This window comes from Xanthomonas sp. (assembly GCF_017163755.1).
In the GTDB taxonomy this organism is placed as follows: Bacteria; Pseudomonadota; Gammaproteobacteria; order Xanthomonadales; family Xanthomonadaceae; genus Xanthomonas_A.
On sequence record NZ_JAFIWC010000001.1, the window covers coordinates 204564 to 227247 of the forward strand.

The 22684-nt window shown below is 70.5% G+C and carries 21 protein-coding genes; 6 read left to right on the forward strand and 15 right to left on the reverse strand.

Features of this window, described 5'->3' with window-relative positions; translation table 11 throughout:
- Nucleotides 1–202 precede the first annotated feature (202 nt).
- Both JR065_RS00895 and dxs read left to right on the forward strand, forming a co-directional pair.
- Nucleotides 203–868 (forward strand): HNH endonuclease, encoded by a 666-nt coding sequence (locus JR065_RS00895; RefSeq protein ID WP_206231427.1) that lies wholly within the window; start codon nucleotides 203–205, stop codon nucleotides 866–868.
- Nucleotides 869–1018: 150 nt separating this feature from the next.
- Complete coding sequence (gene dxs, locus JR065_RS00900; RefSeq protein WP_206231429.1) at nucleotides 1019–2923, forward strand: 1-deoxy-D-xylulose-5-phosphate synthase; 1905 nt, start codon at nucleotides 1019–1021, stop codon at nucleotides 2921–2923.
- A 673-nt stretch (nucleotides 2924–3596) separates the two neighbouring features.
- On the opposite strand, the gene lpxK is transcribed toward dxs, so the two are convergent.
- The 14 genes from lpxK to JR065_RS00970 form a co-directional block, all read right to left on the reverse strand.
- Nucleotides 3597–4631 (reverse strand): tetraacyldisaccharide 4'-kinase, encoded by a 1035-nt coding sequence (gene lpxK / locus JR065_RS00905; protein ID WP_206231430.1) that lies wholly within the window; start codon nucleotides 4629–4631, stop codon nucleotides 3597–3599.
- Nucleotides 4628–6379, reverse strand: a complete 1752-nt coding sequence (gene msbA, locus JR065_RS00910; protein WP_206231431.1) for a lipid A export permease/ATP-binding protein MsbA — start codon at nucleotides 6377–6379, stop codon at nucleotides 4628–4630. Before msbA ends, lpxK begins: the two co-directional genes overlap by 4 nt.
- Complete coding sequence (locus JR065_RS00915; RefSeq protein WP_206231433.1) at nucleotides 6376–6798, reverse strand: biopolymer transporter ExbD; 423 nt, start codon at nucleotides 6796–6798, stop codon at nucleotides 6376–6378. The genes msbA and JR065_RS00915 overlap by 4 nt, the downstream gene beginning before the upstream one ends.
- Before the next feature lie 3 nt (nucleotides 6799–6801).
- Nucleotides 6802–7473 carry a MotA/TolQ/ExbB proton channel family protein gene (locus JR065_RS00920; protein ID WP_206231622.1) on the reverse strand — a complete coding sequence of 224 codons (672 nt, stop codon included), beginning with the start codon at nucleotides 7471–7473 and terminating at the stop codon, nucleotides 6802–6804.
- Nucleotides 7367–9922 carry a DNA internalization-related competence protein ComEC/Rec2 gene (locus JR065_RS00925; protein WP_206231434.1) on the reverse strand — a complete coding sequence of 852 codons (2556 nt, stop codon included), beginning with the start codon at nucleotides 9920–9922 and terminating at the stop codon, nucleotides 7367–7369. Before JR065_RS00925 ends, JR065_RS00920 begins: the two co-directional genes overlap by 107 nt.
- Nucleotides 9923–10414: 492 nt before the next feature.
- On the reverse strand, nucleotides 10415–11152 hold the full coding sequence (gene lolD / locus JR065_RS00930; protein WP_206231623.1) for a lipoprotein-releasing ABC transporter ATP-binding protein LolD: 738 nt from the start codon (nucleotides 11150–11152) through the stop codon (nucleotides 10415–10417).
- Nucleotides 11153–11162: 10 nt separating this feature from the next.
- A complete protein-coding gene (locus tag JR065_RS00935) occupies nucleotides 11163–12407 on the reverse strand; it encodes a lipoprotein-releasing ABC transporter permease subunit (RefSeq protein WP_206231436.1) in 1245 nt (414 codons plus the stop codon).
- Nucleotides 12408–12429: 22 nt separating this feature from the next.
- The gene (locus JR065_RS00940) at nucleotides 12430–12879 is read right to left on the reverse strand and encodes a hypothetical protein (protein ID WP_206231437.1); all 450 of its coding nucleotides are present in this window, start codon (nucleotides 12877–12879) and stop codon (nucleotides 12430–12432) included.
- Complete coding sequence (locus JR065_RS00945) at nucleotides 12830–13078, reverse strand: succinate dehydrogenase assembly factor 2 (protein ID WP_206231438.1); 249 nt, start codon at nucleotides 13076–13078, stop codon at nucleotides 12830–12832. Before JR065_RS00945 ends, JR065_RS00940 begins: the two co-directional genes overlap by 50 nt.
- A gap of 111 nt (nucleotides 13079–13189) precedes the next feature.
- Entirely contained in the window at nucleotides 13190–13972 is a 783-nt protein-coding gene (locus JR065_RS00950; protein WP_206231439.1) for a succinate dehydrogenase iron-sulfur subunit, read from the reverse strand.
- 104 nt (nucleotides 13973–14076) lie between these two features.
- Nucleotides 14077–15867 carry a succinate dehydrogenase flavoprotein subunit gene (sdhA, locus tag JR065_RS00955; RefSeq protein ID WP_206231440.1) on the reverse strand — a complete coding sequence of 597 codons (1791 nt, stop codon included), beginning with the start codon at nucleotides 15865–15867 and terminating at the stop codon, nucleotides 14077–14079.
- A gap of 34 nt (nucleotides 15868–15901) precedes the next feature.
- On the reverse strand, nucleotides 15902–16288 hold the full coding sequence (sdhD, locus tag JR065_RS00960) for a succinate dehydrogenase, hydrophobic membrane anchor protein (protein ID WP_206231442.1): 387 nt from the start codon (nucleotides 16286–16288) through the stop codon (nucleotides 15902–15904).
- Nucleotides 16285–16677, reverse strand: a complete 393-nt coding sequence (gene sdhC / locus JR065_RS00965) for a succinate dehydrogenase, cytochrome b556 subunit (protein ID WP_206231443.1) — start codon at nucleotides 16675–16677, stop codon at nucleotides 16285–16287. Before sdhC ends, sdhD begins: the two co-directional genes overlap by 4 nt.
- Before the next feature lie 60 nt (nucleotides 16678–16737).
- Nucleotides 16738–16908 carry a DUF1674 domain-containing protein gene (locus tag JR065_RS00970; RefSeq protein WP_206231444.1) on the reverse strand — a complete coding sequence of 57 codons (171 nt, stop codon included), beginning with the start codon at nucleotides 16906–16908 and terminating at the stop codon, nucleotides 16738–16740.
- A gap of 38 nt (nucleotides 16909–16946) precedes the next feature.
- Here JR065_RS00970 and JR065_RS00975 point away from each other — a divergent pair, with 38 nt between their 5' ends.
- Nucleotides 16947–17810, forward strand: coding sequence for a folate-binding protein YgfZ (locus JR065_RS00975; protein ID WP_206231445.1), 864 nt, complete (start codon nucleotides 16947–16949; stop codon nucleotides 17808–17810).
- Between the two features lie 95 nt (nucleotides 17811–17905).
- Here JR065_RS00975 and JR065_RS00980 read toward each other — a convergent pair whose 3' ends face one another.
- A complete protein-coding gene (locus JR065_RS00980) occupies nucleotides 17906–18994 on the reverse strand; it encodes an ABC transporter ATP-binding protein (protein WP_206231446.1) in 1089 nt (362 codons plus the stop codon).
- 430 nt (nucleotides 18995–19424) lie between these two features.
- On the opposite strand from JR065_RS00980, the gene zwf reads away from it, so the two are divergent.
- Genes zwf through pgl form a run of 3 tightly spaced genes read left to right on the forward strand, consistent with a single transcriptional unit; the run spans nucleotide 19425 to nucleotide 22581 of the window.
- Nucleotides 19425–20861: a glucose-6-phosphate dehydrogenase gene (gene zwf, locus JR065_RS00985; RefSeq protein WP_206231447.1), complete on the forward strand. Its 1437-nt coding sequence runs from the start codon at nucleotides 19425–19427 to the stop codon at nucleotides 20859–20861.
- Nucleotides 20858–21865 (forward strand): glucokinase, encoded by a 1008-nt coding sequence (glk, locus tag JR065_RS00990; RefSeq protein ID WP_206231448.1) that lies wholly within the window; start codon nucleotides 20858–20860, stop codon nucleotides 21863–21865. Before zwf ends, glk begins: the two co-directional genes overlap by 4 nt.
- Entirely contained in the window at nucleotides 21862–22581 is a 720-nt protein-coding gene (pgl, locus tag JR065_RS00995) for a 6-phosphogluconolactonase (RefSeq protein WP_206231449.1), read from the forward strand. The genes glk and pgl overlap by 4 nt, the downstream gene beginning before the upstream one ends.
- The last annotated feature ends 103 nt before the right edge of the window (nucleotides 22582–22684 follow it).

A 22684-nucleotide genomic window follows, 5' to 3' on the forward strand; every position in this document is an offset into this window, starting at 1 on the left:
GGCGACCGGTGGCCAGGCCGTGCCGCGCCCGGTCGCCGGTCCCGCGCCGTTTCGCAGGCCGCGCGCGGCATCGCCACGGCACGAAGATCGGAACACGCGCCGCGCGTTGGCGGCCCGCGGAACAGCGCCTGCGACCGGGTGGCCGGAAACGCCCGCGCCGGATACACAAATCGTCAACAATCGGGTATAAGCTGTCTTCCCGATGGAGACAGACACAACAACGCTTGGTCTGGTCGATACCGGAGCCTACGACGCTTCGGCGGTCGTGCCGTCGATGTCGCTTTCCCCGCCCCTGCCTCACCTGCCTTCGGTGCGACTGCTGTCGCTGGACGCGCATGGGCGCGTGCTGGACTGGATCAACTGGCAGGATGCGGCCTGCCTGTACGCCCGCGGCGCGGTGGCCTGGACCCTGGGCGAACCGTGCCTGCATATCCATGGCGGGATGTCGCGGCTGACCGGCGAACGCAGCGTGCTGCAGCTGCACCCGATCATCGCCGCGCGCGGCCACGCCCGCTCGCGCGCGCTGGACCCCACGCCGACGCTGACCAACACCGCGCTGTTCGCCCGCGACGCGCAGCTGTGCCTGTACTGCGGCCAGCAGTTCAGCCGCCCGCAACTGACCCGCGACCACGTGCTGCCGGTGTCCAAGGGCGGCCGCGACACCTGGGAGAACGTGGTCACCGCCTGCTTCCACTGCAATTCGCGCAAGGGCAACCGCACCCCGCAACAGGCCTCGATGCCGCTGCTGGCGGTGCCGTACCGGCCCAGCTGGATCGAGCACCTGATCCTGTCCAACCGCAACATCCTCGCCGACCAGATGTCGTTCCTGAAGGCGCAGCTGCCCAAGCGCTCCAAGCTGTCGGTCTGAACGGGTCAGCGGCGCGCAACGCGCCGCGCCCTGCGACGTTTTGTCGCAGGACCGTCCCGCAACGTCTGCCGTTCCGCCCGCCTGAACCGGTTTGCTTGCCCGGTTCCGGAATGGGGAGGAAAATGACCGGTCCGTTGAACCACTACCCCGATGATCGATCCCACCCGCTATCCGCGCCTCTCGCGCATCCAGATCCCCGCCGAACTGCGCCGCTTCGATGAAGCCGAGCTGCCGGCGATCGCGGAAGAACTGCGCGCCTACCTGATCGAGTGCGTCGGCAAGAGCGGGGGCCATTTCGGCGCCGGCCTGGGGGTGATCGAACTCACCGTCGCGCTGCACTACCTGTACGACACCCCGGCCGACCAGCTGGTGTGGGATGTCGGCCACCAGACCTACCCGCACAAGATCCTCACCGGACGCCGCGACCGGATCCACACGGTCAAGCAGGCCGACGGCGTGGCGCCGTTCCCCAAGCGCGAGGAGAGCGAGTACGACACCTTCGGCGTCGGCCATTCGTCCACGTCGATCTCCGCGGCGCTGGGCATGGCGATTGCGCTGCAGCGCGCCGGCGACGAGCGCAGGGTGGTGGCGGTGATCGGCGACGGCGCGATGACCGCCGGCATGGCCTACGAGGCGCTGAACCATGCCGGCGGCATGGAGCCGGAGCCTAACCTGTTGGTGGTGCTCAACGACAACCGCATGTCGATCTCCGAGGCGGTCGGCGGCGTGACCAAGATGCTCGGGCGCATGACCGGCAGCAAGACCCTCAACGCGATCCGCGAAGGCGGCAAGAGGATCCTCGGCGACAAGAAGACCAATCCCACCGCGCGTTTCGTGCGGCGCTGGGAAGAGCACTGGAAGGGCATGTTCGTGCCGTCCACGCTGTTCGAGGAGATGGGCTTCCACTACACCGGCCCGATCGACGGCCACGACCTGCCGGCGCTGATCGGCGCGCTGAAGACCCTCAAGACGCTCAAGGGCCCGCAGCTGCTGCACGTGATCACCACCAAGGGCAAGGGCTACGAGCTGGCCGAAGGCGACCAGATCGGCTATCACGCGGTCGGCCCGTTCGATCCGAGCAAGGGCCTGATCGCCAAGCCCGGGGCCAAGAAGCCGACCTACACCGACGTGTTCGGCGACTGGATCTGCGACATGGCCGCGGCCGAGCCGACCCTGCTGGCGATCACCCCGGCGATGCGCGAAGGCTCGGGCCTGGTGCGCTTCAGCAAGGAATACCCGCAGCGCTATTTCGACGTGGCGATCGCCGAGCAGCACGCGGTGACGCTGGCCGCCGGCATGGCCACGCAGGGCGCCAAGCCGGTGGTGGCGATCTATTCGACCTTCCTGCAGCGCGGCTACGACCAGCTGGTGCACGACGTGGCGCTGCAGAAACTGGACGTGCTGTTCGCGATCGACCGCGGCGGCGTGGTCGGCCCGGACGGCGCCACCCACGCCGGCAATCTCGACCTGAGCTTCCTGCGCTGCGTGCCGCACATGGTGGTGATGGCGCCGGCCGACGAGGCCGAATGCCGGCAGATGCTCAGCACCGGCCTGCGCTATGCGGGGCCGGCGGCGGTGCGCTACCCGCGCGGCACCGGGCCGGGCGTGGCGCTGGACACGGCGCTGGACACGCTGCCGATCGGCAAGGCGCAGCTGCGCGCGAACGGCAGCACGCTGGCCCTGCTCGCCTTCGGCTCGACCGTCGCGGCGGCCGAGCAGGTCGGGCGCGAACTGGGGCTGAGCGTGGTCAACATGCGCTTCGTCAAGCCGCTGGACCGCGCGCTGCTGCTGGAACTGGCGCGCAGCCACGAGGGCTTCGTCACCGTCGAGGACAACGTGGTCGCGGGCGGCGCCGGTTCCGGCGTGGCCGAACTGCTCAATGCCGAAGGCGTGCTGCGCCCGGTGCTGCACCTGGGCCTGCCGGACGACTTCCAGCACCACGCCAGCCGCGAGCAGCTGCTCGCCGAGGCCGGCATCGACGCGGCCGGCATCCGCGCCGCGGTGCTGGCGCGCTGGCCGCAACTGGCCGACGCGCCGCGCAGCGCGGCCGGCTGACCGGCGCCGCACGGGGCCATCCGTCCCTGCTCGGCCCGATCCCTCCTGCGCGCGGCATTCTGCTGCGGGATTCGACAAGCGTCGCTCCATAGCGGCCAGACCCTCTGCGATGCCTCCTCGGGCCGATGGACCGGCAACAACTGCTCGGCCACCGGCACGCGGGCGCACAGGCCGCGCGGCCAGGACAGTGTCCGGACACAGGGAGAGGAGCGCGTTTGCGAATCGCCGATCCCGTATCCCGAAATCACATCCGGAACGCGCTGGGTGAAGTGGGACGGCGACCAGCCGCATCCAGTCGATCGCAGCGCAAGCCGCGGCAGCACCGGTTCGCCACCCTCGGCGCCCAAGCCGAACGAACCCTGTGGGGAGCGGCGGGTGGCCTCGGGCCATCGCTTGCGACTTGCTCCCCCGCCCATGCCTGTTGCGACTGATGCCCGGGGCCATCCGGAGTCATTGCTTCAGCGCTGCGGTCACCGGGTCGAGAACGCTCAGGCGTCGAGGCTTGCTGCCGCGCGGTTTCGAACGGCAATCCATAGAACAGCATCGGGCAAGCCGGCTGGGATCGAAGCCTCGCCGTGCAAAACCCCGTGATTTCCGGACATCGTGGACGGTCTTGGTCTTGTGGCGCACGGCCCGAGCCGCCGCCGAATTCGCCGCGGACCGCGATCCGCCGCTAGGGCGCGACGTCGTCGATGCGCGCGCGCAGCTTCTCCAGCCGGTCCAGCAGGCCGACCCAGAACGCCGCCGGCAGCTCGGCGGTCAGCGGCACGCTGAAGCACCATTCGTTGACGAAGGCGGCGCACTTGACCGCGTCCTTCTCGGTCATCAGCACCGGCAGTTCGCTGCCGAACGACAGGTCCCCGGCGTGGTAGCGGTGATGGTCGGGAAACGCGTGCGGCACCACGCCGATGCCGAGCGCGCGCAGCATCTCGAAGAAGCGTTGCGGATGGGCGATGCCGGCCACCGCGTGCACGCGCTGCCCGGCGAAGCTGCGCAGCGCGCGCGTGCGTCCGCCCTGCAACGGCTGGGCGCTGTCGATGCGCAGCCGCATCGGCCATTCGCCGAAGCCGGCCTGCGCCGCCGCATCGTCGCTGGCCTGGCCGAGGTTGACCACGCGGAAATCGCACTCGCGCGCGCGCGCGGCCGGCTCGCGCAGCGGGCCGGCCGGCAGCAACCGGCCGTTGCCGTAGCGGCGGTGGCCGTCGACCACCTCGATCTCGATGTCGCGCTGCAGGCGGTAGTGCTGCAGGCCGTCGTCACAGACCACGATGTCGCAGCCGGCCTGCACCAGCGCGCGCGCGGCGGCGACGCGATCGCGGTCCACCCGCACCGGCACGCCGGTCTTGTGCGCGATCAGCACCGGCTCGTCGCCGCCGAGGTCGGCGGTGGTCGCCGCCTCGATCCAGCGCCCGCGCTGGTCCTGCGCGCGGCCGTAGCCGCGCGTGGCCACCCCGGGCTTCCAGCCGGCCTCCAGCAGCTGCCGCACCAGCGCGATGGTCAGCGGGGTCTTGCCGGTACCGCCGGCGGTGACGTTGCCCACCACCACCACCGGCACCTCCACGCTGTGGCGCTTGCGCCAGCCGCGGCGGTACAAGGCGCGGCGCAGCGCGATCGCGGCGGCGTAGATCGGGCTCAGCAGCCGCGCGTACAGCGGCGGCCGGCCCGGGCCGTACCAGTAGCCGGGCGTCTGTCTGCCGGGACCGCTCATCCCGGCTGCCTTTCGCGGAACTGCATGCTGTGCAGATGCGCGTACAGCCCGCCCTGCTCCAGCAGCGCGTGGTGGGTGCCGCGTTCGACGATGCGGCCCTGGTCCATCACCAGCACCTGGTCGGCATGCTCGATGGTGGACAGGCGGTGCGCGATCACCAGCGTGGTGCGCTCGGGCATCAGCCGGTGCAGCGCGTCCTGCACCAGGCGTTCGGACTCGTTGTCCAGCGCGGCGGTGGCCTCGTCGAGGATCAGGATCGGCGCATCGCGCAGGATCGCGCGCGCGATCGCCAGGCGCTGGCGCTGGCCGCCGGACAGCAGCGCGCCGTTCTCGCCGACCTGGGTGTGCAGTTGCTGCGGCAGGCGCTCGATGAACTCCCAGGCGTTGGCCGCTTCGGCCGCGGCGCGGATCTGCTCTTCGCTGGCCTCGGTACCGTAGGCGATGTTGGCGGCGATACTGTCGTCGAACAGCATCACCCGCTGGCCGACCAGCGCGATCTGCCGGCGCAGGTCGTGCAGCCGGTAGTCGTGCAGCGGCACCCCGTCCAGGGTGATGCGTCCGCCGCTGGGCTCGTAGAAACGAGGCACCAGCCGGACCAGGCTGGTCTTGCCGCTGCCGGAACGGCCGACGATGGCGGTGACCGTGCCGGGGCGCGCGACGAAGCTGATGTCGTCCAGCGCCAGGCCGCTGTCGTGGCGATAGCGCAGCATCACCTGGTCGAACACCAATTCGCCGCGCACGCGCTGCACCGCCACGGTGCCGGTATCGCGCTCCTCCGGCGTGTCCAGGATCGAGAACAGGCGCTCGGCGGCGGCCACGCCGCGCGAGATCGAGGTCTGCACGCTGGTGAGCCGGCGCAGCGACGGGATGATCGCCATCATCGAGGTCATCAGCGCCATGAACTGGCCGGCGTTCAGGCGCCCGGCCAGCGCTTCGCGGGTGGCGACCCACACGATCGCCGCCAACGCCACCGCGGCCAGGAACTGCACCAGGCTCGAGGCCAGCGCGCGCGTGGTCTCGACCTTCATGTTCAGGCCGAGCATGCGGTTGGCCAGCGCCGCGTAGTGGTCGATCTCCAGCGCCTGGGTGCCGTGCACCTTCACTTCCTGCTGCGCGCCCAGCGATTGCTCGGCGCGCTGCGCCATCGAGCCCATGCCGTCCTGGATGCCGCGGCTGATCTTGCGGTAGCGCTTGCCGACGTAGGAGACGATGACGCCGATCAGCGGCGCCACCACCAGCAGCGCCAGGGTCACCTTGACGCTCATCTGCAGCATCACCACCAGCATGCCGATGATGGTCAGGGTGTCGGCCACGAGCGTCTTCAGCGCGTCGGAGGCGGCCTGGGTGACCTGTTCGGTGTCGAAGTTCAGCCGGCTGACCATCATCGGCGTGGCTTCCACGTCGAAGTGCGACGACGGCAGGTGCAGGTACTTGGCCAGCACCTGCTCGCGCAGGTCGCGCACCACGCTGCGCCCGGTGCGCGCCATGCAGTAGTCGCCGACGAAGGTGGCGAAGCTGCGCATCAGGAACAGGCCCAGGATCGCCAGCGGCAGCAGCACCGCCATGCGCGCCTCGGGATTGACGAAGCCGCGGTTGACCAGCGGGTCCATCAACCGGGTGAAGAAATAGCCGGCGGTGGCTTCGATCACCATCGCCACCAGCGCTGCGACCAGCATCACCCAGTAGGCGCGGGTATAGCCGAGCAGCCGACGGTAGATCGGCCAAACCGGCACCGACTTGCCGCTCACGGCTTGGCTTCCGGCGCGGTGGCGATGGCGATGCGGCGGAAGCCGAGCTGGCCCAGGGCATCCTGGGCGGTCACCACCGCCTGGTACGGCGTGCGCGCATCGGCGCGCAGCAGCACCGGCTGCTCGCGGTCGTCGCCGGCGAGTTGGGCGATGCTGCGCTTGACCGACTCCACGTCGGTGCGCAGCACTTCCTGGTCGTTGATGAAATAGTGCCCGTCGGCGTTGATCAGCACGCTGAGCGCGCGTGGCGGCGACGGATTGTGCTGGTCGCTGGCGTTGGGCAGCTGCAGTTGCAGGGTGGAACGCGCGTCGAAGGTGGTGGTCACCACGAAGAAGATGATCAGTACCAGGATGACGTCGATCAGGGGCACCAGGTCGATATGCGGTTCGTCCTGGGCGCGGTCGTCGCGGATGCGCACGGCTCAGCCCTTGGCCGCGGCGGCGGCGGGGCGGCCGCCCGGGGCCGCGCGCGCGGCGGGCGGCGGCGTGCCCGCACGGCCGTCCAGCGCGTCGGTCAGCGCCGCGGCTTCCTGCTCCATCTCGATGATGTAGCCGGCGATGCGCCCCTTGAAGTAGCGATGGAACACCAGCGCCGGCACCGCGATGATCATGCCGGTGGCGGTGCACACCAGCGCCTTGCCGATGCCGCCTGCGAGCTGGTTCACGTCGCCGACGCCATGGTCGAGGATGCCCAGGAACATCTGGATCATGCCGACCACGGTGCCAAGCAGGCCGAGCAGCGGGCCGGCCGAGGCCACCGTGCCCAGCGCGTTGAGATAGCGCTCCATGCGGTGCACCACGTGGCGCCCGGTGTCCTCGATGCGTTCGCGCACGACCTCGCGCGGACGGTTGCGCACGTCCAGGCCGGCGGCGAGCAGCGCGCCCAGCGGCGAATTGCGCCGCAGCGACTCGATGTGGTTGGCGTCGAGCTTGCCGCGCGTGGCCCAGTTGCGGACCTCCTGGCCCAGCCCCGGCGGCAGCACCTCGCTACGGCGCAGGCTCCAGAACCGTTCCAGCACGATCGCCAGCGCCACCACGCCCAACAACAGCAGCGGCACCATCGGCCAGCCACCGGCCTTGACCAGTTCCCACACGTCGCAACCCTCCGGCGCCATCGGCCGTTCGTTCACTGGCCGATAGGATAGCAGCCGCCCGCCGCCGCTCCGCGGCGTCCCAGAACCGCGCCCGCCATGGCCGGCGTTCGCGCAGCTGCAGCCCGGCCCGGCCCACCCATACGCGCAGCGCGCCGGCCTCGGCCGTGGTCGCGACCTCGGCGCCGGCGTCCTGCCAGCGCTCGACCACCGCGGCGCGCGGATGCCCGAAGCGGTTGCCGTGGCCGGCCGAGATCAACGCCAGCCGCGCCCCGGTGGCGGCGACGAAGTCCGGTTGCGAGGAGCCGGCGCTGCCGTGGTGCGGCGGCAGCACCACGTCGGCACGCAACTCGGTGCGCGCCAGGCGCAGCAGCCGGGTCTCGATCACCTCGCCGATGTCTCCGGTCAGCAGCAGCGTCCCGAACGCGCTTTCCACCCGCAGCACGCAGCTCGATTCGTTGCCCAAGTAGGGGAATCCCGGCGTGGGGTGCAGGAAGCGGAAGCGCACGCCGTCCCAGGTCCAGCGCTCGCCGGCCACGCACGGCCGGTCGACCGCCAGCGGCGCGCCCGCCGGCGCCGCCGCACGCGCCACCGGCACCGCCGCGCGCACCGCCTCGAAGCCGCCGGCGTGGTCGTTGTCGCCATGGCTGATCACCGCCCGGTCCAGCCGCGACACGCCCAGGGCGTGCAGCGCCGGCACCACCGCGCGTTCGCCGGCATCGAAGCCGTCGGGAACGGCCGGGCCGGCGTCGTACAGCAGCTGGTGGTGCGCGGTGCGCAGCAGCACCGACAGGCCCTGCCCCACGTCGATCATCACCAGTTCCACCTCGCCGGGCGCCGGACGCTCCAGCGGCGGCCAGAACAGCGGCAGCCACAACAGCGCCGCCAGCGGCTTGCCGGGTACCGCGCGCGGCAGCAACAGCCAGAACGCGCCGAGCAGCGCCAGCGGCAACGCCCAGGCACGCGCTTCCGGCAGCCACCACAGCGCGAAGCGGCTGCTGCCGAGCGTCTCGAACAGCGGCCAGAGCAGATCGAAGCACCACGCCGCGCTGCGCCATGCCCAGGTCCCGGCGCCGGCATATAGCGCCTCCAGGGCAGTGCCGACCAGCGCCAGCGGCACCACCACCAGGCTCCACCACGGGATCGCAAGCAGGTTGGCGACCGGCCCTGCCGCCGACGCCTGCCCGAACAGCACCGTACTCAGCGGCAGCAGGCCCAGGGTGGCCACGCCCTGCGCGGACAGGAATTCGCGCAGCCGGCCGCGCCAGCCGTCCGCGCCCGCGCCCGCGCCGGGCATGCACCAGGCCAGCCAGGCCACGCCGACGAAGCTGAGCCAGAAGCCGGCGACCAGCACCGCCAGCGGATCGCACAGCAGGACCGCGATCGCCGCCAGCGCCAGCGCATCGACCACCCGCACCGGACGCCGCCACAACCGCGCCGCCACCACCACCGCGATCATCAGCAGCGTGCGCACGGTCGGCAGCGCCATGCCCGACAGCAGGGTATAGCCGCCGGCGCCTAGCAAGGCCAGCAGCGCTGCCGCCTGCAGCCTGGGCCAGCGCCGGCCCAGCCCCGGCCACAGCCGCCACAGGCCGGCGCCGAGCAGCGCGCAACCGCCGGCGACCAGCCCGACATGGAAGCCGGAGATCGCGATCAAGTGGGTCAGGCCGGCGGCGCGCAGGATGCGCCAGTCGCGGTCGTCCAGGCCGCGGGTGTCGCCCAGCGCAAGCGCCTGCACGTAGCGCGCCGACGGCGAAGCGACGCCGGCGCCGATGCGCGCGGACATGCGTTCGCGCCAGGCGTCGATGCCGCGCGCAGGCGCCAGCTCGCGCGCCTGCTGCGGCGCCTGCACGTAGCCGGCGGCGGCGATCCGCTGCGCCAGCGCATGCGCCTCGGCATCGAAGCCGCCGGGATTGCTGAGGCCGCGCGGCGCGCGCAGGCGCAGCGTCAAGCGCCAGCGTGCGCCGGCCTGCAGGCCGCTGCGCGGTCCGATGCGGCGGGCGCCGAACTCGTCGTACCACGCCAGTTGCAGCAGGCGCCCGCGCAGCAGCGCGGGCTGCGACGCGTCGTCGTCCACGCGCAGCAGGAAACGCGTGCGCCGCGGCTCCGGTTGCGGCAGATCGACCACCTGCCCGCTCACGCTGGCGGCGCGCCTTTCCCACTCCGGCGGCAGCTGCCGCGCCAGCACCCACCCCGCATGCAGGCCCAGCCAGCCGACGCCGAACAGCGCCGCACCGAGCCAGCGCCACCGCGGCGCGCGCAGCGCCAGCAACGCGCCGGCCAGCGCCAGCAGCGCGGACAGCGGCACCGGCGGCAGGCGCGGCAGCCACACCGCGGCCACCACGCCGGCCAGCAACCCCGCCGCCACCGCGGCTCCGAACGGCGCAGTCGGCGGCGGCAGGCGCAGCGCCGCTAGCAGCGCCTGGTGCCACGGGATCGTGTGTGGCTGCATCGTCGGCGCCCTCCTGGCGCGTGCGTATCCCTGGTGTCTTGGCTGGACGGCGGCCGTCGCGATCAGGCGCGCGACCTGCGCCGAGACGCGCCGGACAGCGTCGCCAGCCACAGCATCGCCGTCGGCGATGCCGCCGGCTATCGGGCAAGCCGGACAAGCCGTGTAGGAATTCGCCGGATGCATGCGCGGGTTCGCGCTGGCCAGCGGTGTCGTGCCGACCATCGAAGCGCCGGCGACCACGCGCTTCCAGCGGCAATCCATGGCGGCGACGGTCCGCGCGCCCGCTCGCCGACACCGACGCGGCGGTCGCAGGACGTAGCCAGGCTCCTACAGCGCCCTCATCTTCGCAGGCAGCGAAATGCCGCATGAGCGGCCGCGGGCGATCCGGGCCTTAGGTCCGACAGGCGCTTCAATGTCGCGACCGATGGCCAAGGCCAAAGCCCGCGAGTCGCCCCCATCCCGCGCGATCTGCGATCGGCGGGAAGGAAAACGCTAGACGTCGGCCGCAGCCAGTTCGCGCAGCTTGCCTTCGTGCAGCTCCAGCACCCGGTCGAGCTTGCGCGCCAGGCTGCGGTCGTGGGTCACCAGCGCCAGGCTCGTGCCGTGGGCGCGGTTGAGTTCGAGCATCAGCGCGAACACGTTGGCCGCGGTCTTGTCGTCCAGATTGCCGGTCGGCTCGTCGCCGAGCACGCAGGCCGGGCGGTTGACCAGCGCGCGCGCCACCGCCGCGCGCTGGCGTTCGCCGCCCGACAGCTCGCCGGGCTTGTGCTCCAGCCGATGCCCCAGGCCCACCGATTCCAGCAAGGCGCGCGCGCGCGCGTCGGCGTCCTTGACCTCGGCGCCGCCGAGCAGCACCGGCATCATCACGTTCTCCAGCGCGGTGAACTCCGGCAGCAGGTGATGGAACTGGTAGACGAAGCCGAGCGAGCGGTTGCGCAGCTGGCCGCGCGCCGCATCGCTCAGCGCCGACATGCGCTGCCCGGCCACGTACACCTCGCCGGCAGTGGGCACGTCGAGCCCGCCGAGCAGGTGCAGCAGCGTGCTCTTGCCGGCGCCGGACGCACCGACGATGGCCACGGTCTCGCCCGGCGCCACGCTCAGGTCCAGCCCGTCGAACACCGGCGTGCGCATCTTGCCCTCGGCGTAGGTCTTGCCCAGGCCTTCGGCGCGGATCGCCGCATCGGCACGCTGTGGCTTTTGCACTTCCGAGTCCCGAGTCCCGAGTCCCATGTCCCGATGCTCATTCATAACGCAGCGCCTCCGCCGGTTGCGTACGCGCCGCGCGCCAGGCCGGATACAGCGTGGCCACGAAGCTCATCAGCAGCGCGACGAGGGTGATCACCACCACGTCGTGCGGCTGCATGTCGGTCGGCAGGCCGGTGATGTAGTAGACGTCCTCCGGCAGCAGCTTGACGTTGAACACCGCCTCGATCGCGCCGAGGATGCGCTCCAGGTTCAAGGTCAGCACGATGCCGCCGATCACCCCGGCCACGGTGCCGATCACGCCGATCAGCGTGCCCTGCACCATGAACACCTGCATCACCCCGCCCGGGCTCAGCCCCAGCGTGCGCAGGATCGCGATGTCGGCCTGCTTGTCGGTGACCAGCATCACCTGCGAGGACACCAGGTTGAACGCGCCCATCGCGATGATCAGCGACAGCAGGATGCCCATCACCGTCTTTTCCATCTTCAGCGAGTGGTAGAGGTTGGCGTTCTCCCGGGTCCAGTCGCTGACCAGGTAGTTGCCGTGCAGGTTCAGCGCCAGGTCGCGGGCCACGCTCCAGGCCAGGTCCATGTCGTGCAGCTTCAGGCGCACGCCGGTGACGCCATCGCCCATGCGCAGCACGCGCTGCATGTCCTGCATGTCGGTCACCGCCAGGCCGCGGTCGATCTCGTTGTAGCCGGCCTCGAAGATGCCGCTGACGGTGAAGCGCTTGAGCTTGGGCAGCACGCCGACCGGCGAGCCCTGGAAGTCGGACAGGGTCACCACCACCTGGTCGCCCACGCCCACGCCCAGCCACAGCGCCAGTTCCTGGCCGAGCAGGATGTTGTAGGAGCCGGGGGTGAGGCTGTCGACCGAGCCCTGCTTCATCTTCTGCGCCAGCACCGAGACCTTGGCCTCTTCCGCCGGCAGGATGCCGCGCACCATCGCCGGCTGGTTGCGGCTGCCGGACAGCAGCGCTTCCTTCTCGATGTACGGCGCGGCGCCGGCCACGCGCGGATCGCGCCTGGCCACGTCGATCGCGTGCTGCCAGTCCTCCAGCGGGGCGCCCTGCGCGCTGACCGTGGCGTGCGCGGCCATCTGCAGCAGGCGGTCGCGGATCTCCTTCTGGAAACCGCTCATCACCGCCAGGGTGGTGATCAGCACGGTGACCCCCAGGGCGATGCCCAGGATCGACGCCATCGAGATGAAGGAGATGAAGTTGTTGCGGCGCTTGGCGCGCAGGTAGCGCAGGCCGATGGCCACGGGAAGGGGTTTGAACATGGGCGCCACCGTTCAGGGGACGCTATGGTGCCATCTGCGGTGGCGCAGACGAAGCGGCACGTGCATGAGCGGCCAGACGCAGTTCACGTCGCGCCGCCGCCGGCAGCGTGTCCGGCCACCACGCCAGCCGCCGCACCCTGCCGTGCCGGTCGCGCCAGCGCACGAACGCCAGCGGCCCGCGCCAGTCCACCTGCAGTTCCTCCACCGCCTGGCCGTCGACCGTGGCCGCGCCGGCCGCCGGAATGGTCAGCGCGCGCGACGGCCGCCGCGCTTCGCGCCGCAGCAGCGCGGCCCCGTACAGCATGGCGCCCAGCGCCGCCGGCCAGGCCAGCAGCGGCGCCAGGTCCGACAGCAGCAGCGAAACCGGCGCCAGCAGCGTCAACAGCCCCAGCGCGGCGAGCAGCCAGCGCGAGGGGCGCCATTCAAGCCGGCAAGGCGCGGATGGTGGCGATGAGTTCGGCGGCGCGCGCATCGGGACAGGCCTCGTAGCCCATGAACCAGCGCCACAACTTATCGTCCTCGCAATCGAGCAGGTATAGGAAAACCCCGCGCTCGGCCTCGGAAGCCTGCACCCAGCGGCGGTCCAGGTAGCGGCCGAACAGCTGGTCCAGCTCGCGCATGCCGCGCCGGCAGCGCCAGCGCAGCTTCTTCAGTTCGGTGGCTTCGTCCATCGCATCGCCCTGCTGCTGAGCGGCCGCCGCCGCCAACGAACGCGGCACCGTACCCGAAGGCCGATGCCGCGCAATCCGACGGGCGCGCCCGTCGTGTGGGTCCGCCGCGTATCAGGCGCGGCGCGCCATCATCAGCTTCTTGATCTCGGCGATCGCCAGCGCCGGGTTCAGGCCCTTCGGGCAGGTCCGCGCGCAGTTCATGATGGTGTGGCAGCGGTACAGCTTGAACGGGTCTTCCAGGTCGTCCAGGCGCGCACCGGTGTCCTCGTCGCGCGAGTCGATGATCCAGCGGTAGGCCTGCAGCAGGATCGCCGGGCCCAGGTAGCGCTCGCCGTTCCACCAGTAGCTCGGGCAGCTGGTCGAGCAGCATGCGCACAGGATGCATTCGTACAGGCCGTCGAGCTTCTTGCGGTCTTCCGGCGACTGCAGCCGCTCGCGGTCCGGCGGCGGCGGGGTCTGGGTGCGGATCCACGGCTTGATCGACGCGTACTGCGCGTAGAAGTGGGTCAGGTCCGGCACCAGGTCCTTGATCACGTCCATGTGCGGCAGCGGGTAGATCGGCACCTCGGCCTTGTGGCAGTCGGCGATCGCACGGGTGCAGGCCAGCGTGTTGGTGCCGTCGATGTTCATCGCGCACGAGCCGCAGATGCCCTCGCGGCACGAACGGCGGAAGGTCAGCGTCGGATCGATCTCGTTCTTGATCTTGATCAGCGCGTCCAGGACCATCGGGCCGCACGCGTCCAGGTCGATTTCGTAGGTATCGGTGCGCGGATTGCTGTCGTCGTCCGGATTCCAGCGGTAGATCTTGAAGGTGCGCGCGTTCTTCGCGCCCTTGGCCGGGAAGTGCTTGCCCTTGCCGATCTTGGAATTCTTGGGGAGGGTGAACTCTGCCATGGCTTTTAAAATCCGGGATTGGGGATTAGGGATTGGGGATACGGCGAGAGCAGGAAGCGAAGGGTTTCGAATCCCGAATCACCAATCCCCAATCCCGGCTTTGGTCAGTAGACGCGCGGTTTCGGCGGCACCACGTCAACGTCCTTGCTGAGCGTGTACATGTGCACCGGGCGGTAGTCGAAGCTGCACTGGCCCTTGTCGTCGACGGTGACCAGCGTGTGCTTCTGCCAGTTGACGTCGTCGCGGTCCGGGAAGTCCTCGTGCGCGTGCGCGCCGCGGCTTTCCTTGCGCTGCTCGGCCGAGTTGATCGTCGCCACCGCGTTGAGCAGCAGGTTGTTCAGCTCGTAGGTCTCGATCAGGTCGGAGTTCCAGACCAGCGACCGGTCGGAGACCTTCACGTCCTCGAAGGTGGCGAAGATCTCGGCCATCTTGTCCACGCCTTCCTTCAGCGTCTTGCTGGTGCGGAACACCGCCGCGTCGGACTGCATCGTGCGCTGCATCTTGTCGCGGATCACCGAGGTCGGCGTGGAGCCGTTGGCGTTGCGCAGCTTGTCCAGCAGCGACAGCGCCTTGTCGCAGGAATCGCCGGCCAGGGTCTTGTGCGGCATGCCGGTCTTGATCGTCTCGGCGCAGCGGTTGGCCACCGCGCGGCCGAACACCACCAGGTCGAGCAGCGAATTGGAACCCAGGCGGTTGGCGCCGTGCACCGACACGCAGGCCGCCTCGCCGATCGCGTACAGGCCCGGCACCACCGAATCGGGGTCGTCGCCGTTCTTGCGCACCACTTCGCCGTGGTAGTTGGTCGGGATGCCGCCCATGTTGTAGTGCACGGTCGGGATCACCGGGATCGGCTGCTTGGCCACGTCGACGCCGGCGAAGATGTGCGCGCTCTCGGCGATGCCCGGCAGCTTCTCGTTGATCACCTCCGGGCCGAGGTGGGTCAGGTCGAGCAGGATGTGGTCCTTGTGCTCGCCGACGCCGCGGCCTTCGCGGATCTCGATGGTCATCGAGCGCGACACCACGTCGCGCGAGGCCAGGTCCTTGTAGTGCGGCGCGTAGCGCTCCATGAAGCGCTCGCCGTTGCTGTTGCGCAGGATGCCGCCTTCGCCGCGCACGCCCTCGGTGATCAGGCAGCCGGCGCCGTAGATGCCGGTGGGGTGGAACTGCACGAACTCCATGTCCTGCATCGGCAGCCCGGCGCGCATCACCAGCCCGCCGCCGTCGCCGGTGCAGGTGTGCGCCGAGGTGGCGCTGAAGTAGGCGCGGCCGTAGCCGCCGGTGGCCAGCACCACGCCGTGGGCGCGGAACAGGTGCAGCGAGCCTTCGGCCATGTCCAGCGCCAGCACGCCGCGGCATACGCCTTCTTCGTCGAAGATCAGGTCCAGCGCGAAGTACTCGATCATGAAGCGCGCGTCGCGCGCCAGCGACTGCTGGTACAGCGTGTGCAGCATCGCGTGGCCGGTGCGGTCGGCCGCCGCGCAGGTGCGCTGCGCCGACGGGCCTTCGCCGTACTTGGTGGTCATGCCGCCGAACGGACGCTGGTAGATTTTGCCGTCCTCGGTGCGGCTGAACGGCACGCCGTAGTGCTCCAGCTCGATGATCGCCGGGATCGCCTCGCGGCACATGTACTCGATCGCGTCCTGGTCGCCCAGCCAGTCCGAACCCTTGATGGTGTCGTAGAAGTGGTAGCGCCAGTCGTCCTCGCCCATGTTGCCGAGCGCGGCGGAGATGCCGCCCTGCGCGGCCACGGTGTGCGAACGGGTCGGGAAGACCTTGGTCAGGCAGACGGTCTGCAGCCCCTTGGCGGCCAGGCCGAAGGTGGCGCGCAATCCGGCGCCGCCGGCGCCGACCACGACCATGTCGTACTTGTGTTCGGTGATCTTGTAAGCGGACATCGAATTCTGGATTCCTAGGTGGGTCGCCGGCGGATCAGGCGATGCCGAGCGCGATGCGCGCCACGGCGAACACGCTGACGATGGCGCCGAGCACGGCGACGAAGCGCACGATGGTCTGCGCCGCGAGGGCCAGCAGCGAGGTATGCACGTAGTCCTCCAGCACCACCTGCATGCCCAGCTGCGCATGCCAGAAGGAGGCGATGAGGAAGCCGACCAGCAGGATCGCGTTCCACGGCTTGGCCACCGCCTCGGTGGCGGCCACGTAGTCCGAGCCGATCAGGCTCAGCACGAAGATCAGGAACCAGATCGACAGCGGCACCAGCGCGGTGGCGGTCAGGCGCTGCACCACGAAATGCTCGGTGCCGGTCTTGGCGGCGCCGAGGCCGCGGACGTTCTTCAGCGGAGTGCGGTAACGGTTCATGCGCCGGCTCCCAGCAACACGTAGGCCCAGACGGCGGCGGTCAGCACGAAGCTGAGGATCACCGACAGCCAGCCGATGGTGACGAACGAGCGCACCGCGTAGCCCTGGCCGAAGTCCTGCAGGATGTGGCGCAGGCCGCCGAACAGGTGGAAGGCGAAGCACCAGGTCCAGCCGAACAGGAACACCTGGCCGTACCAGGCGCCGGCGAGGTCGCGGAAACAGTTCCAGGAGGCCGGGCCGAGCATCAGCGTCAGCAGCGCGGCGGCGATCACCAGCGCGCCGATCGCCAGCACGATGCCGGTGACTCGATTCAGGATCGAGGTCACCATCTGGATCTGCCAGCGATAGACCTGCAGGTGGGGGGACAGAGGACGTTCGCGGATAGCCATTCGCTGGGCTCGTTGTCTCGGCTGGGCGGCGTGCTTAGGGCCGCGTTGGCTCAATGCTGCTCAAAAATCGATGCAGCGTCCGTTTTTCTCCCAGTCGCCGTAGCGCGTCGGCTCGAGGCCGCCGCGACCGCCGATCTCCCGTGGCGCAGGCGCCGCTTCCGGAGTGTCCTCCTCGGCGGGTCGCTGCGTTTCGGTATCGGGCTCGGGTGTGGGGGTTGGTTGGCCTATCATGCGGGTCTCACAACAATGTAATTTTAGTCCTCCCCCTCGTGCCTGACAACCTGAATCTCGCTTTCGACGGCTTTTGCGCCGTGCCCGAACTGCAATGCGTCGCCTTGCAGGGTCCCGATGCGGTCGTTTTCGCGCAGGCGCAGTTCGCCAACGACGTGCAGGCGCTCGCGCCCGGGCATTGGCAGTGGAACGCATGGCTGACGCCGAAAGGCCGCGTGATCGCGGTCTTCGCCTTGCTCAAGCTCGCCGACGACGCGTTGCTGCTCGCGCTGTCCGACGGCGCCGGCGCGGAACTGGCCGCGGCGCTGAACCGTTTCGTGTTCCGCCGCAAGCTGCGCATCGCGCACCGCGAAGACCTCGTGGCGCTGGGGCGGCTGGCGGCGCCCGCGCAGGCGCACGGCGCGCGGCTGGCGACGCTGGACGGGGACGCGATCGAACTGGACCTGGGCGGCGACGGTCTTCCGCGCACCTTGCTGTTGGCGCAGGCCGGCACCGCCCGCGCCGACCCGGCGTTCGCCGACGCCTGGCGCCAGGCCGATCTGCGCCTGGGCCTGCCGCGCCTGGGCGATGCGCAACGCGAGCAGTGGACCCCGCAGCAGCTGGCGCTGGACCGCCTGCACGCCTTCAGCGTCAAGAAGGGCTGCTATCCGGGCCAGGAGATCGTGGCGCGCACGCATTTCCTCGGCAAGGCCAAGCGCGCGGCGCAGCTGCTGGAAGTGGACGGCACGGCCGAGGCCGGCGCGCAGGTGCTGCGCGACGGGCAGCCGCTGGGCAGCGTGGTCAGCGTCGCCGGCACGCTCGCGCTGGCGGTGCTGCCGCTGGAGCAAACGCCGCCGACGGCATTGCAGGTCGGCGACCACGCCGCGCGCTGGCAGCCGCTGCGCGACGGCCTGGCACGCTGAGCGGGCGCTGCGCAGCCGCCGCACCTGCCCAACCCGGTGCGCCTGCCCCGCACCTGGCGATCGGCGCGGCGGACCACCGCGCGCGCCAAGGGGCGCTATGCCGCCTGCAGGCGCTCGCCGGTTTCCACGTCGAAGAAGTGCAAGGCCTCCCCGCGCACCGCCACGCGCAGGTTCTCGCCCAGCCCCGGCAGCGCGCGCGGCGATACCCGCATCACCAGCGGCTGGCTGCCGTGACTGAGGTTGACGAAGATCTCGTTGCCGACCGGCTCGATCACCTCGATGGTGGCGTCGAACCCGGCCCGGGCATCGTCCGACGGCTGCAGATGCTCCGGGCGCACGCCGATGGCCACCGGCCGGCCGAGCCACTGCGGCGCCACCTGCGCGCCGGCCAGCGGCACGCGCCAGCCGTCGGCCATGCGCAGGTGCACGCCGTCGTCGGCGACCAGCTCGCCCTGCAGCACGTTCATCGCCGGGCTGCCGAGGAAACCGGCCACGAACAGGTTGGCCGGGCGGTCGTACAGCGCCATCGGCGTGTCGATCTGCTGGATCACGCCGTCCTTGAGCACCACGATGCGCTGGCCCAGGGTCATCGCCTCGACCTGGTCGTGGGTGACGTAGATCATCGTGGTGCCGAGCTTGCGGTGCAGTTGCGCGATCTCGGTACGCACCGAATGGCGCAGCTTGGCGTCCAGGTTGGACAGCGGCTCGTCGAGCAGGAACACCGCCGGCTCGCGCACCAGCGCGCGGCCCAGCGCCACGCGCTGGCGCTGACCGCCGGACATCGCGCGCGGCAGCTTGCCCAGCATCGGCGTCAGCCCGAGCGTCTCGGCGGCCGCGGCCACCCGGCGCTCGATCACGTCCTTGGGTTCGCCGCGCAGCTTCAGGCCGAACGCCAGGTTCTCGGCCACGGTCATGTGCGGGTACAGCGCGTAACTCTGGAACACCATCGCGATGTCGCGATCCTTCGGCGCCACGTCGTTGACCACGCGCTCGCCGATGCGCAGCTCGCCGCCGCTGATCTCCTCCAGCCCCGCGATCATCCGCAGCAGGGTCGACTTGCCGCAGCCCGATGGCCCGACCAGCACCATCAGTTCGCCATCGGCGACCTCGAAACTGGCCCCGTGCACGGCGACCTGGCCGTTGTCGTAGACCTTGCGGATGTTGTCCAGCTGTACTTTCGCCATATTCCAGTATCCGGTTCCGGCAGTAGTGACGGGCTGCCGCCGGTCCCTCCCGAGGGCAGTGCATACGAATGCGACCGCTGCATGGTGCCTGCGCCACAGGCAACAATCCGGCCGCAATGCGTTATTCTGCCATGTAACCGTTTTCACGGGGCAACATCGATGCCTGCGAGGGCCATTGCGATGCGACCCGCCAGCCCTGCCGGATGCAGCGTCGCCGCACCGGCCCCTGATGTAGGCATTGGACAGGTATGCTCAGAGGTCTGGCAGTCGTATTCATCTCCAGCTCGATCCGTCCCGTCGCGGCGCAACACCCCGCTACGCTCCGCACGAGCCGCAGGACGGATACAGGCCGGGCCCGCTGCTTACCACCCGCCACATCCCTAGCCCCCAGGTGATCGACGAAATGTCACCCGAAACCGAAAACCGGTCGATGCACGATACCTTCCTGCTGTTTGGCGCCACGGGCGATCTGGCCCAGCGCTATCTGTTCCCGTCGCTGCTGCGCATGCTCGACGACGGCTTCCTGCCGGAGGACTTCCGCATCCGTGCGCTGGCGCTGTCGCCGCACGATACCGCCAAGTTCCACGAGATCCTCAAGCCGCGGCTGCAGACGGCGATGCCGCAGGTCAGCGAGGCGATCATCCAAGCGCTGCTGCAACGCATCGACTACCGCTCGGTGGACCTGCGCAATCCCGAATCGGTGGCCGAGGCGGTGCGCGACCTGGCCGCGCGCAAGTGCGTCAGCTACCTGGCGATCCCGCCGGGGCTGTACATCACCACCTGCCAGGGCCTGTCGCTGGGCGGCGCGCTGGCTGCGCCGAACCGGCTGATGCTGGAGAAGCCGATCGGCCACGATTCGGCCAGCGCGCGCGAGATCCTGCAGGCGATCGGCACGCTGATCGACGAGGACCGGGTGTTCCGCCTGGACCACTACCTGGGCAAGGCCGCGGTGCAGAACCTGATCGCGCTGCGCTTCGGCAACACCCTGCTCGAAGCGGTGTGGAACCGCAACTACATCGAATCGGTGGAGATCCTGGTCGCCGAGAGCGAGGGCGTGGACGGGCGCGATGCGTACTATGCGCGCTCCGGCGCGCTGCGCGACATGGTGCAGAGCCATATCCTGCAGCTGCTGTGCCTGGTGGCGATGGAGCCGCCGGCGTCGCTGGAGGCCGACCGCATCCGCGACGAGAAGGTCAAGGTGCTGCGCGCGCTGCGCCCGCTGCAGGCCGAACACGCCGCGCGCGACAGCGTGCGCGGGCGCTACACCGCCGGCAGCATCCATGGCCAGCCGGCGCAGGCCTACCAGCCGCCGGAAGGCAGCGACGTGGAGACCTTCGTCGGCGTCACCGCCTACATCGACAACTGGCGCTGGGCCGGGGTGCCGTTCCACCTGTGCACCGGCAAGCGCCTGGCCGAGCGCTCCACGCGCATCGTGGTCACGCTCAAGCCGGTCACCCACTGGCTGTTCGAGCGTCCGGACGCCCGGCACGTGGCGCCGAACCGGCTGACCTTCCAGCTGCAGCCGCAGGAGAACATCGAACTGGGGCTGATGAGCAGCCTGGCCGGCCCGGAATGGGGCGCGCTGGAACTGCAGCCGCTGGAACTCGAACTTTCCGTGCCGACCGGGCTGCACCGGCGCATCGCCTACGAGCGGCTGATGCTCGACGCGCTCAACGGCAACCACGCGCTGTTCGTGCGCGACGACGAGGTGCGCGCGGCGTGGGCGTGGATCGACAGCGTCAGCGAGGCCTGGGCGCAGGCGCAACTGCCGCTGCTGCCCTACCCGGCCGGCAGCTGGGGCCCGGAGCAGGCCGCGCGCTTCGTCTCCGCCGACGACGCCAGCGCCGTGCAGCGGGAGCCGGCATGAGCGTTCCGCCGCGCCCGGTGCTGGTCGCCGACATCGGCGGCACCAACGCGCGCTTCGCGCTGGCCGACCTCAGCGCCTCGGCGCCGCTGCTCGACGACAGCACGCAGACCTTCGCGGTGGTGGATTTCCCGTCGCTCGGCGACGCCGCGCGCCACTACCTGCAGCAGACCGGCGTGGAAGCGCGCCAGGGCGTGTTCGCGGTGGCCGGGCGGGTGGACGGCGACGAGGCGCGGATCACCAACCATCCGTGGGTGATCTCGCGCTCGCGCACCCGCGCGATGCTCGGCTTCGAGGAACTGCACCTGATCAACGACTTCGCCGCGCAGGCGATGGCGATCAGCCTGCTGCAGCCCAAGGACGTGGTCCAGGTCGGCGGCGCGGCATGGCAGCCGGCGCCGATCGAGCAGCCGCGCAACTACGGCGTGATCGGCCCCGGCACCGGGTTGGGCGTGGGCGGCCTGCTGGTGCGCAACGGCCGCTGCTATCCGCTCGAGACCGAAGGCGGCCACGTCAGCTTTCCGCCCGGCACGCCGGAGGAGATCCGCATCCTGGAGCTGCTGTCGCAGCAGTTCGGCCGGGTGTCCAACGAACGGCTGATCTGCGGCCCGGGCCTGGTCAACATCCACCGCGCGCTCAGCGAGATCGCCGGCGACGACCCCGGTCCGCTGCAGCCGGCGGACATCACCGCGCGCGCAGCGCAGGGCGACTACCGCAGCATGCGCACCATCGACGTGTTCTGCGCGGTGTTCGGCGCCATCGCCGGCGACCTGGTGCTGATGCAGGGCGCCTGGGACGGCGTGTTCCTGACCGGCGGGCTGGTGCCGAAGATGCTCGACGCGCTCCAGCATTCCGGCTTCCGCCAGCGCTTCGAGCACAAGGGCCGGTTTTCCTCGATCATGGCGCGGGTACCGTCGCTGGCGGTGATCCATCCCCGTCCCGGCCTGCTCGGCGCCGCGGCCTACGCCGTGGACGTGGAGCGCGAACGCACAGGAGTCATCGCATGAACACGATGCTGTCCGAACGCATCTCCCTGGTCCGCTACGACGATCCGGACGAATGGATCGAGGCGGCCGCGGCCGAGATCGGCCAGGTGCTGCGCCACGAGATCGACGCGCGCGGCAGCGCGCGCATGCTGCTGTCCGGCGGCACCACCCCGGCGCCGGTCTACCAGGCGCTGGCCGAGCTGCCGCTGGACTGGACCAAGCTGGAAGTGGGCCTGGTCGACGAGCGCTGGCTGTCGCCGCAGGACAGCGACAGCAACGCCTACCTGGTGCGGCAGAGCTTCCTGGAGCGCGCCGAAGGCGCGCGCTTCGAGCCGCTGGTGCGGGTCGGCAAGCCGCTGCAGGACTGCGTGCACGCCGCCAACCTGCATGCGCGGCATGCGCAGGTGCCGTGCGTAGCGGTGCTGGGCATGGGCGGCGACGGCCATACCGCCTCGCTGTTCCCCGGCGCCACCGACCTGTCCAAGGCGCTGGCCAATCCGTTGCCGTACGCCGCGCTGGACGCGACCGGTTGCCCCGGCGCCAACACCTGGCCGCTGCGCATCACCCTGACCCCGGCCGGCCTGGCGCCGATCGGCCAGCGCCTGCTGCTGCTGCGCGGCAAGCAGAAGCTGGACGTGCTGAACAAGGCGCTGGCCGGCAGCGATGCGCACGAATACCCGATCCGCGTGGCGCTGGATGCGCCCGGCGCGCGCCTGCGCGTGCACTGGTGCGAATGAAGCCGGGACCGGGGACCGGGGACCAGGGACCCGGAACAACCCTGCCCCGCCGCATCTCCGCTTTTCCCGGTCCCCGGTCCCCGGTCCCGAGTCCCGGCCACCC